Annotated in this window: 9 protein-coding genes; all 9 read right to left on the reverse strand. The window is 67.1% G+C overall.

From position 1 onward, the window contains the following. Positions 1 to 66: 66 nt before the first annotated feature. Complete coding sequence (locus ACTIMF_RS14050; RefSeq protein ID WP_442350915.1) at positions 67 to 1,578, reverse strand: cell division protein PerM; 1,512 nt, start codon at positions 1,576 to 1,578, stop codon at positions 67 to 69. A gap of 13 nt (positions 1,579 to 1,591) precedes the next feature. Continuing rightward, positions 1,592 to 2,566 (reverse strand): DUF5336 domain-containing protein, encoded by a 975-nt coding sequence (locus ACTIMF_RS14055; RefSeq protein WP_442350916.1) that lies wholly within the window; start codon positions 2,564 to 2,566, stop codon positions 1,592 to 1,594. A 138-nt stretch (positions 2,567 to 2,704) separates the two neighbouring features. After that, complete coding sequence (locus ACTIMF_RS14060; protein WP_442350917.1) at positions 2,705 to 4,654, reverse strand: acetoacetate--CoA ligase; 1,950 nt, start codon at positions 4,652 to 4,654, stop codon at positions 2,705 to 2,707. Positions 4,655 to 4,691: 37 nt separating this feature from the next. Continuing rightward, positions 4,692 to 6,347 (reverse strand): AMP-binding protein, encoded by a 1,656-nt coding sequence (locus ACTIMF_RS14065; RefSeq protein ID WP_442350918.1) that lies wholly within the window; start codon positions 6,345 to 6,347, stop codon positions 4,692 to 4,694. A 28-nt stretch (positions 6,348 to 6,375) separates the two neighbouring features. Continuing rightward, positions 6,376 to 7,239, reverse strand: a complete 864-nt coding sequence (locus tag ACTIMF_RS14070; protein WP_442350919.1) for an HpcH/HpaI aldolase/citrate lyase family protein — start codon at positions 7,237 to 7,239, stop codon at positions 6,376 to 6,378. Between the two features lie 5 nt (positions 7,240 to 7,244). Next, on the reverse strand, positions 7,245 to 7,763 hold the full coding sequence (locus tag ACTIMF_RS14075; RefSeq protein WP_442350920.1) for a MaoC family dehydratase: 519 nt from the start codon (positions 7,761 to 7,763) through the stop codon (positions 7,245 to 7,247). Beyond that, the gene (locus tag ACTIMF_RS14080; RefSeq protein WP_442350921.1) at positions 7,760 to 8,908 is read right to left on the reverse strand and encodes an acyl-CoA dehydrogenase family protein; all 1,149 of its coding nucleotides are present in this window, start codon (positions 8,906 to 8,908) and stop codon (positions 7,760 to 7,762) included. Before ACTIMF_RS14080 ends, ACTIMF_RS14075 begins: the two co-directional genes overlap by 4 nt. 64 nt (positions 8,909 to 8,972) lie before the next feature. After that, positions 8,973 to 11,018: an acetyl/propionyl/methylcrotonyl-CoA carboxylase subunit alpha gene (locus tag ACTIMF_RS14085; RefSeq protein ID WP_442350922.1), complete on the reverse strand. Its 2,046-nt coding sequence runs from the start codon at positions 11,016 to 11,018 to the stop codon at positions 8,973 to 8,975. Positions 11,019 to 11,067: 49 nt separating this feature from the next. Further along, positions 11,068 to 12,654, reverse strand: coding sequence for a carboxyl transferase domain-containing protein (locus ACTIMF_RS14090; RefSeq protein WP_442350923.1), 1,587 nt, complete (start codon positions 12,652 to 12,654; stop codon positions 11,068 to 11,070). Positions 12,655 to 12,675: the final 21 nt, after the last annotated feature.

Genomic DNA, 12,675 nt, shown 5'->3' on the forward strand with positions numbered 1-12,675 from the left:
CAGGAAGCTCGGAGTGGTATCACCCGAGGCAGAACCGCTGTGGCAGGCACCACTGGGGACAACCGGTCAGTCACGTCGATCGGGTTCGGGCTCGGACGCTGCGCCCGAATCGAGTTCGGGGCCGAGTCCGAGTTCATCGGTGTCGGCAGTCTCGACTTCGGAGTCGGTGGTCTCGACGTCGGTGCCTGCAGTCTCGACGTCGGTGCCTGTGGTCTCGACTTCGGGGTCGGTGGTCTCGACTCGCGTCGACCAGTGTTCGTCGCCGGTCTCGGTGTCGTCGCCGGTCTCGGTGTCGTCGTCGGTCTCGGTCTCGCTCGGACCACGGTCCGGGTGTTCCTCGTCGGGAGTCGCGACGTCGTCGAGCCAGGAGTCGAGGTCGTCGCCGTGTCGGGCGCGGGTGATTCCCCCGCTTGCGACCCACATCGCGCCGACCACCAGTGCACCGGCCAGCATGAGCCACGCGAAGGTGAAGACGCCGGCCGTAGCGGTGTTGACGCCTGTGCGACCGAGTTCGCCGAGGCGACCGCCGGACGCCAAGCTCGCCACGACGACTAGCGCCGCAGCGACGGCCGCACCAATGGCCACGGCTCGCAAGTGACGGACCGGGTCGGTACTGCGGCAATACCAACCGAGCAGGACCCCAGCGGCGAGCGGGACGACGAACAGCAGGCCGCCGAGGCCCCCGAGACCAGTCTCGGGGAGCGCCGACACGATTGGCAGCGGTGGGACGGCTCCCCGCGAGACGTCGAATGCGTCGAGGACGGTGTCCCCGAGTTGCGCGTTGGTTCCGGTGGTGACGGCGGCGGCACCCACGACCATGTTCGGGAGGTAGAGGATACTCAGCCCGGTCAGTCCCAGGTAGCCGTCGAAGGAGTTGCCGTCGGAGATCATCGTCGACACCGAACCCCAGTGCATGACGATGCTGCCGAAGACGAGGAGCGCGCCGCCCGCAATCAATACGCCGAACGCGACGACGCCGCCGCGGGCGCCGACCCGCTCAGTCGCGGGGACCGCGAACTCTTCGAGGATCGGCCGCAAGCTGGGGATCGCGATACCGACGAGGACGGCTGCACCCTGGATCAGAATCGTGTACCCGAACGCTGCCAGCGGGTCGGGTTGCCCGACCGCGCTGACCGCTGCCCCGTCGGCCACCACTGCCAAGGACAGTGCCGTCACGAGCACGGAACCGCCGATCGCCGCGCCGACAATGCCGACGAGGTCGGGCAGCTCACGTGCGGTGGATGCGCCTTCGGCGACCACCTTGACGGTTCCGGCGCACACCAGCAGGGTCGGGAGCAACGGCAGGACGCCGAGCGTGACCCCGCTGATCGTGACCGGAACCTGGTTGACGGCCAGCCAGCCGGCTGCCGTCGCCGACATGATGCCAGACAGCCCGTCGCCTGCCAGGAGACGGACGAGGCCCAGGACGACGACGATCGCGATGATCGACAGTCCCGGGACGAGGAACGCCACCTTGACGAGGTCCCAGGTGGCGGCCTTCCGTGGCGCGGTGTCCGCACGACGAGCCAGGCGCACCTGCCGAAGGCGGGTGGCCAGAGAATTCGACGTTGCACTCACGCCGCAGCGAGACCTAGTGCTGCTCAGACTGCGGGTTGGCACCCGGGTCGGTCGGAGGCTTCACGAAGGCAGTCGTCGCGCTCGAATCGCCCGGCTGCTGTGCATGAGTCGACTGACCGAACTGGGTCGGGTTGTACTGCCCCGGCTGTGCTTGACCTGCTTGGGCCTGACCTGCCTGCGCCTGCTGGGCCTGTGCCTGCTGCTGGTACTGCTGCCCGTAGCCGTAATCGACGGCGGGCGCGGCAGCGGCCTGCTGCTGTGCGGCGTACTGCGATGCGTCGACGGGGACGCTCTGCGTCGCCTCGGCAGATGCGAGCTTGACCTGACCGCCTTCGACCAGCAGCCACACGACAGCGGCGATCGCCGACAGAATCGAGGTGATCAGCAGGATGATCCCGCCGACGCCCTTGTCACCCTCAGCCGTGGAGAACTGGAAGATCGTGACCAACGCACTGACGACCGTCAATGCGAAGACCGAGCCGACGACCCACTTCTCGACACCGAGAATGAACGTCGTCAACGCGACCACACCGGCGGCGGCGATAAGAATGTACGGCCCGACGTAGAAGGACTCGTACAACCTCGGTGCGCTACCGCTGTATCCGTCCGGCACACCGACCGCGTCCAGGAACCCGCAGAACAGGGTGATGATGCCGAGTGCGCCGATGACTGCGGCGATGATCGTCGGGGTGTTCGCCGGCAGGCCCGGGTTGGACGGCTGCTGCGGCACGCCGTATCCATACTGAGCCTGCTGCTGGTACTGCTGGCCGTACTGCGCCTGAGCCTGGGCGTCGTAGCCCTGCTGCTGGCCGTACTGGCCCCCGTACTGCTGGCCGGCATACTGCTGATCGCCGTACTGCTGGCCGCCATATTGCTGATCGCCGTACTGCTGGCCGCCATATTGCCCGTAGTCAGCGGGCTGACCGTACTGTTGTGCCCCCGGGGGGTTCTGGCCGTAGCCGTATCCGCCGGACTGGGGATAGCTCATCGTCTAACTCCTCACGCATGGAACTCGCCTCGTCCGTCGTTGCGACGAACGTCGTCCACGCTAATACACACAAGCTGAGAGGGTCGTGCGCCCGTCTGACAGCGACAGCCGAACACAGCGACCTGGCCGACGACGAACTCACCAGTCGTGGGCACGCCCCTGGTCCGCGTACCAGTCGATGAGCCGGTAATCGTCGACCGACTTCGGATCGATGTTGACATCGCTGCGGCCTGCGAGAATCGCGGTGACCGGGACCTCGAGCTTCTTGCCGGTCCGCGTGTGCGGGATCCCCGGCGCGAGGATCACCTCATCGGGTACGTGACGCGCCGACAACCGCGTCTTCACCTCGGCAGCGATTCGTGCGGTGAGTTCGTCGGTGAGGTCGGCTCCCTCAACGAGCGTCACGAACAACGGCATCCAATACTCGCCGTCGGGGCCGTCGACGCCGAGGACGAATCCCTCGGCGACCTCGTCGACTGCTTCGACGACCTCGTAGATGTCGGCGGACCCCATGCGGATGCCGTTGCGGTTCAGTGTCGCGTCGCTACGGCCGTGGATCACCAGCGACCCGCGATCGGTGAGAGTCACCCAGTCGCCGTGCCGCCAGACGACCTGTGCGTCGTCGCGATCCCACTCGTACGCGAAGTACGCCTTCCGGTAGCGCTCACCGTCGGGGTCGTCCCAGAAGCTCACCGGCATCGACGGCATCGGCTCGGTGACCACCATCTCGCCGACCTCGTCGATCAACCCTCTCGCCTGCGGCGACCAACTCTCCAGTGCGACGCCGAGGTGCCGCACAGAGAGTTCACCCGCCACGACCGGGATCCCCACCGAGCCGCCGGCGAACGCCGACACGATGTCGGTGCCGCCACTGATCGACGAGACCGGCAGACCCTTCTGCACGTTGTCGTCGACCCATGTGAACAAGTCGGCGGCGAGCGTGGATCCGGTGCTACCGAGTGTCGTCAACGCGGACAAGTCGTGGTCGCGGCACGGCACGAGCCCGGCCTTTCGGGACGCCTGAAGCTGGCCGGGACTCGTACCGAAATAGGTCACGTTCTCGTCGGCCACGATCTGCCAAAGCCGGTCCGCGTCCGGATACAGCGGTGATCCGCTGTAACAGACGATCCGCGCGCCCACGAGCAGCCCGGCGATCTGGTAGTTCCACATCATCCAACTGAGCGCCGTATGCCAGAAGAAGACCGACTCTCGGCCGAGGTCGGCGTGCAATCCCGTCTCTTTGAGGTGCTCGAGGACGACGCCGCCGTGTCCGTGAACGATCCCCTTGGGCTTTCCGGTAGTGCCGGAGGAGAACAGGATCCACAGCGGGTGATCGAACGGGACTGGCACCGTCGCCGAATCGTCGGGACGATCTCCCGGGGCCGCGAGCGCGTCCTCCCAAGCTGTCGTGCCGTCGCGCGTGTCGGCCCGATCTCCGACGACGACGTGCGTGCCGACACCGAGCAGGCGCGCGAGCTCCGCAGAGTCTTCGCGCTTGTCGACGTCCTTGCCGTTGAACCGGTAACCGGCCGCGGAGATCAGGACCTTCGGCTTCAACTGCGCGAGACGACCAGCCGCGCCTTCGGGCGCATAGTCCTGGCCGCAACCGGACCACACCGCGCCGAGCGACGCAGTGGCTAGGAACCCGATCACCGCTTCGGGGATGTCCGGCAGGTAGGCGGCGACGACGTCGCCCTCCCCCACACCGCCGTCTGCGAGAGTCCGTGCGATCGCGCGGACGAGTCGCGGAAGGCCGTTCCACGTGATCTCGGTCCGCTCGCCGTCCTCGGTGAGGCCGACGATCGCGACGGACTCCCTATCAGCGTGCGCCAGTACCGCGTCGACGTAGTTCAGTCGCGCTCCCGGGAACCACTGCGCACCCGGCATGCGCGCATCGGCGAGTACTTCGTCGTCGTCGGTCAACGACTGTCCCGTCACGGAGTCGAGGTCGAAAAAGTGCCACACGGCGCGCCAGAAGCCGTCGAGGTCGGTGACCGAGTACTCCCACAGATCGGCGTAATCGGTCAGGTCGCGACCGACGCGCTCACTCAGATCGCTCGCGAAGACGTCCATCCGGGACCTGCTCATCAATTCCCTTTCCTGTGCTGAAACCGGTGCCGTGCTGCTATGTCAGCCCCAACATCTCGATCGATTTCGCGCGCATCTCGACTTTGCGCACCTTGCCGGTCACCGTCATCGGGAACTCGTCGACGACGGTGACGTACTTCGGAATCTTGTGCCGGGAGATCTGTCCTGCGGCGAACTCCCGGATCCCGTCGACGTCCAACGACTCCGCACCCTCGCGGACCCGGATCCACGCCATCAACTCTTCCCCGTACTTCTCGTCTGGGACGCCGATCACCTGTGCGTCGACGATGTCGGGATGGGTGTAGAGGAACTCTTCGATCTCCCTCGGGTAGATGTTCTCGCCGCCACGGATCACCATGTCCTTGATTCGACCGGTGATACGGACGTAGCCGTCGTCATCATGGGAGCCGTCGCCCATCACGCCGAGGTCGCCGGTGTGCATCCACCCGTCTGAGTCAAGCGCTTCCGCCGTCTTCTCCGGTTCGTTCCAATAGCCCTGCATCACCGAGTAGCCGCGTGTGCAGAACTCGCCGGTCTCCCCGCGAGGAAGGACGGCACCGGTCAGCGGGTCGACGATCTTGATCTCCAGGTGCGGCCCGACCCGGCCGACGGTGCCGACTCGCAGATCTAGCGGGTCGTCGGTCCGCGTCTGCGTCGACACCGGACTCGTCTCGGTCATGCCGTAACAGATCGACACCTGCGACATGTTCATCTCGTCGATGACCCGCCGCATCACCGTTTCCGGGCACGGCGACCCGGCCATGATCCCGGTCCGCAGCGACGACAGATCGAATTGCGCTCCGGTGTCCAGGAGGGCGAGTTCGGCGATGAACATCGTCGGCACGCCATACAGACTGGTGCACCGGTACTTCTCGACGGCGGTCAACGTGGCGCGTGGATCGAACGCCTGCCCGGGGATCACCATCGCGGCGCCGTGCGAGGTGGCCGCGAGGTTGCCCATCACCATGCCGAAGCAGTGATAGAACGGCACCGGAAGGCAGATCCGGTCGGCCTCGGTGTAGTCGACGAGTTCGCCGACGAAGTATCCGTTGTTGCCGATGTTGAGGTGCGAGAGCGTGACGCCCTTCGGTGACCCGGTGGTTCCCGACGTGTACTGGATGTTGACCGGATCCGAGGCCGACAGCCCGGACGCGATCTCGTCGATCGCCGCCGACTCGGCGACCGTCGGCTCGGCGAGCAGCCCGGCGAACTCGGCGGACTCGAACAGCACGACGGTACGCAGGTCGGGCGCGTCGGCACGGACCTCGGCGAGTATCTGCGCGTAGTCGGCGTCGCGGAAGCGCTCGGCCGCGAGCACCACCGAAGTCCCCGATTGCGCCAGCACGTACGCCAGCTCGTGACGACGGTAGGACGGGTTGATCACCACGAGGATCGCGCCGATCTCGGCAGCCGCGAACTGGGTGAGCACCCACTCGAACCGATTCGGCGCCCACAGTGCGACACGGTCGCCCGGCTTCACGTCCAGTCGCAACAAACCGGCCGCCAGTGCGCGGACGTCCCGACGGAACTCGGCGTACGTCCACTGACGGTCGACGGCGGCGTCCACTAGGGCGAGCGAGTCGGGAACGCGCGCGGCGGTACGCGCGAGCACTCCGCCGATCGTGTCGGTGAGCAGCGCGGACTCGGCGTCGCCCTTGCTGTAGGAGTCGGTTGCGGTGTACGTGTCAGACATCATTCCTCCGGGACTCAGCAGGGTCTCGTCAATCGGTTGGTGGTTGCCCGGCGCGAGTGAGCGTCGCGCGAGCCTGGGCGATGATGGGGCCGTCGATCATGTCGCCGTCGAGGGCGAACACGCCGCCGTCGTGCTCGGCTGCGCCGTCGAGCACTCGGTGAGCCCAGTCGACTCGTTCCGGTGACGGCGCATAGCCGTCACGGATGTGAGCGGCCTGCGACGGGTGGATGCAGGCGGTAGCGGTGTAGCCGAGCGCGACCGCGTCACGTACCTCGGCGACGAGTCCGTCGACGTCGCCGATGTCGGCGTGGATCGCGTCGACCGTTGCCTTCCCGTAAGCACCTGCAGCCAGGCGGACACGTGCACGGACGTACTTCGGGACGTCGCGGTACTCGCCCGGTTCGGACTCGTCGTCGGCGTACCGGCTCGACGATCCGCCGAGTCCTGCCACGAGGTCCTCGGCTCCCCACATCAGCCCGACGCAGTTCGACGCGGCGACGATGTCTTCGGCGCGGAGCGCACCCATCGGGGTCTCGATGAGTGCGATCGTCGCGAGCCCGTGCGCGGTGACCTGTGCCGGATCCTCGGTCTTCGCCTGCATCACCAGCCGGTACGCGGTCTTCTCCAGCGCCGCGAGGTCGAGGTCGTGCTCGGCCGTGCCCGCGGCGTTGATCCGGACGATCACCCGGTCCGGATCCTGCGGATTGTCGACGAGAGCGTCGCGGGCCGACGATTTGTTGCCGGGTGCGACGGCGTCTTCGAGGTCGAGGATCACCATGTCGGCGCGGTCGAGCGCTTTGGCGTACCGCTCGGGGCGGTCGGCCGGGCAGAACAGAAGGGCCGGGCCTGCGGGAATCCAGGGCTCGAGCGGGGATCGGCGTTCGACTGTCATGGGCGTTAACCCTCCTCGGGAGCGAGTCGGACGAGCGTCGCGCGCGACGCTTTGGCAACGATCACACCGTCCTGGTTTCGGCCGATGTGCGTGATGTTCACGATGCCCTCCCCCGGCCGCGAAGACGAGACCCGCTTACCCGTGCACTCGGTCTCCGCATACAGGGTGTCGCCTGCGAACAGCGGCGACGGAAACGCGACGTCGCTGAACCCGAGGTTTGCGACGAGCGTTCCCTGTGTCAGCTGCGCCACCGAAAGGCCGACGATGGTCGACAACGTGAACATCGAGTTGATGAGCCGCTGACCGTCGAAGCCCGGCTGTGTGGCCGCCCACGCCGCGTCCAGGTGGAGCGCCTGCGTGTTCATAGTCAGCGTCGTGAACAGGACATTGTCCGCTTCGGTCACGGTGCGTCCCGGGCTGTGCTCGTAGACGGCCCCGACCTCGAACTCCTCGAACCAGAGACCGCGCTGCGGGATGCGCCTGCTCCCCCCGGTATCGCCGGTCGCTCTCGCCCCGGTGCTCATGCGGGCAGTCCCAACGAGCGGGCGATCAGCATCAACTGCACCTCGGTTGTCCCCTCGCCGACTTCGAGGATCTTCGAGTCCCGGTAGTGGCGGGACACGAGGTATTCGTTCATGAAGCCGTAGCCGCCGTGGATCTGGGTCGCCATCCGAGCGTTGTCCATCGCCGCCTCACTCGAGACCATCTTGGCGATCGACGCCTCCTTCTTAAACGGCTTGCCTGCGAGCATCTTGGCTGCGGCGTCGTAGTAGGCCATTCGGGAGACGTGCGCCCGCGACTCCATCCGGGCGATGGCGAACGACACCGACTGATACTCGGCGATCGCCTTGCCAAACGATCTGCGCTCGCTCGCGTACTTGATGCACTCGTCGACGCAGCCCTGCGCGACACCGGTCGCCAGACCGGCGATGGCGATGCGCCCTTCGTCGAGGATCGACAGGAAGTTCGCGTAGCCGCGTCCGCGGTCACCGAGGAGGTTCTCCTGGGGGACCCGGGCGTCGGTGAAGCTCAGCGGATGAGTGTCCGACGCATGCCAGCCGACCTTGTCGTATGCGGGTTCGGCGACGAAGCCCGGTGTGTCCGACGGGACGACGATCGTCGAGATCTCCTTGCCCCCGCCTGCCTTCTGCCCGGTCACCGCGGTGACCGTGACGAGCGAGGTGATGTCGGTGCCCGAATTGGTGATGAACTGCTTGGCACCGTTGATGACAAACTCGTCACCGTCAGCGCGCGCGGTAGTCGCCGTCGCACCCGCATCCGAGCCCGCACCCGGCTCGGTGAGGCCGAAACCGGCCAGCCGCTTACCCGACAGCAGATCGGGGAGCCACCGCTCCTGCTGTTCGCGGGTGCCGAACCGGTAGATCGGCATCGCGCCGAGGCCGACGCCGGCTTCCAGGGTGATGGCGACCGACTGGTCGACCTTACCGAGTTCCTCCAACGCGAGGGCCAACGCGAAGTAGTCGCCACCCATCCCGCCGAGTTCTTCGGGGAACGGCAGACCGAACAGGCCCATCTCGCCCATCTGTGCGACCACCTCGTACGGGAAGGTCTTGTCGCGGTCGTGCTGCGCCGAGACCGGTGCGACGGCCGACTGCGCGAAGTCGCGGACGCTGTCGACGAGGTCCAGGTAGTCCTGAGTCAATTCCATGTCTGTTCCTTCTTGTGAGCGCTCGTCGTGCGGAAGCCTATGCCCGCCCGTCGAACCGGGTACGTCATTTCTGCTCTTCGAGCGCAATCGCGGCGTCGGTCCCAATCGCTTCGGTCCCAGTCGCTTCGGTGACAGCCACGTGAGCGAGCACCTGCGCCGACGCGACCTTGTCGCCGACGCCGACCGAGATCGAAGCCACGCCGTCGACGGGCGCGCGCAGCGTGTGCTCCATCTTCATGGCTTCGACGACGACCAGCGGCGCGCCCGCCTCGACGGTGGAGCCGTCGACGCCGGGAACCGCGACGACAGTGCCCGGCATCGGGCTGACGACGTCGCCGACCGCATCGTCGGCATCGGTGTCGGCGAGGGTCTTCAGTGGCGTCACCTGCCACGTTCCCGCGTTTCCCGCGACCCAGCGTCGTCCGCCGGCGGCACGAACGGTCCACCGCTGCTGGACTCCGTCGCAGGCCACCGCGATCGATCCGTCCTGCCGCGGGGCGACGACGACGTGGGCGTTCCACGGCTCGCCGTCGGACTCCACGGCGACGTCCGCGGCGAGCCAGGACGCGTCCGGCGAGGACTGCAGCGCGGCACTCACCGTGTAGGCGGCCCCGTCGACCGCGAGCCGCGACACGTACGGCGACGGCGCACCGATGCGGAAGCCGAGCGCGCTGGACCACAGGTCGTCGGGGCTGCCGAGGTCAAGCGCACCGAGAACCGCTGCAGTCAGCGCTTCGGGCGGCGGGACAGGCGCGGCGTAGTCGACGACCAGTCGGTCGAGCAGTTCGGTGTCGAGTTCGGCCGACCGCACCGCGGGCTGCGCGAGCACGAATCGACAGAAGTCGATGTTGGTGACGACGCCAGTCAGGCGGGTCTGGGCGAGCGCTTCGTCGAGTCGGTCGACGGCTTCGGCGCGGTCCGATCCGTACACGATGACTTTCGCGAGCATCGGGTCGTAGTCGCTGCCGACGACGCTGCCGACCCGCACACCGGAGTCGACGCGCGTGCCGTGCGTCGGCCAGACGAGGTCGGTGATCTCACCACCGGTCGGCAGGAACCCCGCTGCCGGGTCCTCGGCGTAGACGCGGGCCTCGATCGCGTGGCCGGTAAGCGTCACGTCGTCCTGGGTGAACGAGAGCTGTTCGCCACGGGCGATCCGCACCTGCTGCTCAACCAAGTCGAGGCCGGTGACGAGTTCGGTCACCGGATGCTCCACCTGCAGACGCGTGTTCATCTCCATGAAGAAGAAGTCTTCGGGAGCGACGGCGGAGACGATGAACTCGACGGTGCCCGCGCCGGTGTAGCCGACGCTGCGTGCCGCGTCGCAGGCTGCGCGACCGATACGGGCGCGGGTCGCTTCGTCGAGCAACGCCGATGGAGCCTCTTCGATGACCTTCTGGTGGCGTCGCTGCAGCGAGCACTCGCGTTCGCCGAGATGGACGACGTTGCCACAGGTGTCGGCGAGGATCTGCACCTCGATGTGGCGTGGGGTGAGGACGAAGTGTTCGAGGAACAGTGAGTCGTCGCCGAATGCGGCTCCGGCCTCACGTCGCGCGGCGACGAGCGCGTCCGGCAGATCGGCCGGATCGTCGACCCGGTGCATGCCCTTGCCGCCACCGCCTGCGCTCGGTTTGATCAGCACGGGGAAGCCGATGTCCGGAGCGGCCGCCACGAGTTCGTCGTCGGTCAGTCCTGGTCGCGACAGCCCCGGAACGACGGGCACGTCGCGGGCGGTGACGGCTGCGCGGGCGGTGATCTTGTCGCCCATGGTCGCGATCGACTCCGGCGGCGGACCGATGAACACGATGTCCTCGGCGGCCAGTGCCGCGGCGAACGCCTGGTTCTCGGAGAGGAAGCCGTAGCCGGGGTGAACGGCGTCCGCGCCGGTCGCTTTCGCCGCCGCGACGACCTTCTCGATGTCGAGGTAGCTCTGCGACGCCTGCGCAGGCCCGAGTCGGACGGCTTCACCCGCGGCGAGCACGTGCGGCGCGTTCACGTCGGCATCGGAGTAGACGGCCACTGACTCGATGCCCATCGCGTCCAGGGTGTCGATGACGCGGACCGCGATCTCGCCGCGGTTCGCCACGAGCACTTTGCGGATGGTCTTCATGGAAGTCTCCTCCTGAAATCTACAGCGATGGTGGCCGAGTGCACGGCCATCACATCCGGAAGACGCCGTAGCCGGGCTGAGGCAATGGCGAGTGTCGGCACGCTTCGAGCGCGAGGCCGAGCACGGTGCGCGTGTCCGCGGGGTCGATGACGCCGTCGTCCCAGAGGCGGGCCGTCGAATAGTAGGCGTCGGACTGCCGCTCGAACTGAGCGCGAATCGGCTCCTTGAAGAGCTCTTCGTCGTCGGCCGACCACTCGCCGCCCGATCGTTCGATGCCTGCGCGCCGGACCGTGGCGAGGGTGTCGGCGGCCTGCGGCCCGCCCATCACCGAGATGCGCGCATTGGGCCACGACCACAGGAAACGGGGCGAGTACGCGCGGCCGCACATGGAGTAGTTGCCCGCGCCGAATGAGCCGCCGATCATCACGGTCAGCTTCGGGACCGACGCGGAGGCGACGGCGTTGACCATTTTGGCGCCGCTCTTGGCGATGCCGCCTTGCTCGTATTCCCGACCGACCATGAAGCCCGTGATGTTCTGCAAAAAGATCAGCGGGATTCGTCGCTGGTCGCACAGTTCGATGAAGTGGGCGCCTTTGAGTGCCGACTCGCTGAACAGCACGCCGTTGTTGGCGACGAACCCGACCGGGTGCCCGTGCAGCGTCGCGAACGCCGTCACGAGCGTTGTCCCGTAGTCGGCTTTGAACTCCGAGTACTCTCCGCCGTCGGCGAGGATCTCGATGACTTCGCGCACGTCGTACGGCGTCTTCGAGTCGGTGGGGACGACGTCGTACAAGTCGGTCTGCTCGCGTCGGGGTGCGACGGTCGGCGACGTCTCCCATTGCGCGGGGACACGCGGTCCGAGTGTCTTCACGATGTCGCGGACCTTGGCGAGCGCTTGTTCGTCGTTGTCGACGAGGTGGTCGGTGACGCCGGAGACCGAACTGTGCATGGCCCCACCGCCCAGGTCTTCGGCGCTCACATCCTCACCAGTCGCCGCCTTCACCAGCGGCGGACCTGCGAGGAAGATAGTGCCCTGGTTGCGAACGATCACGTTCTCGTCGCTCATCGCGGGAACGTACGCGCCGCCCGCGGTCGACGACCCGAGCACCGCCGAGATCTGCGGAATGCCTGCCGCGCTCATCGTCGCCTGGTTGTAGAAGATGCGACCGAAGTGCTCGCGGTCGGGGAACACCTCGTCCTGGTTGAGGAGCATCGCGCCGCCCGAGTCGACGAGGTAGATGCACGGAAGCCGATTGTCGGCGGCGATTTCCTGCGCGCGCAGATGCTTCTTGACGGTCATCGGATAGTACGTTCCGCCGGAGACAGTCGCGTCATTGGCGACGACCATGCATTCGCGCCCGTGAATCCGACCGATGCCTGCAACGACGCCCGCACTCGGCGCCTTGTCGTCGTACATCCCGAACGCCGCGAGCGGGGCGATCTCCAGGAAAGCGGTCCCCGGATCGATGAGGGCGTCGACCCGGTCGCGGACCAACAGTTTGCCGCGACCGACATGCCGGTCACGAGCCTTGTCCCCACCACCGCGAGCCGCCACGGACAGCCGCTCACGAAGTCGCGCGACGTGCCCCCGGTGATCGAGCGAGTCCCCACGCGGGTCGAGCGGAGTCGAGGCCATGCCATCCCTTTCGGTTACTCA

This window comes from Gordonia sp. (in: high G+C Gram-positive bacteria) (assembly GCF_052106715.1).
Taxonomy (GTDB): domain Bacteria; phylum Actinomycetota; class Actinomycetes; order Mycobacteriales; family Mycobacteriaceae; genus Gordonia.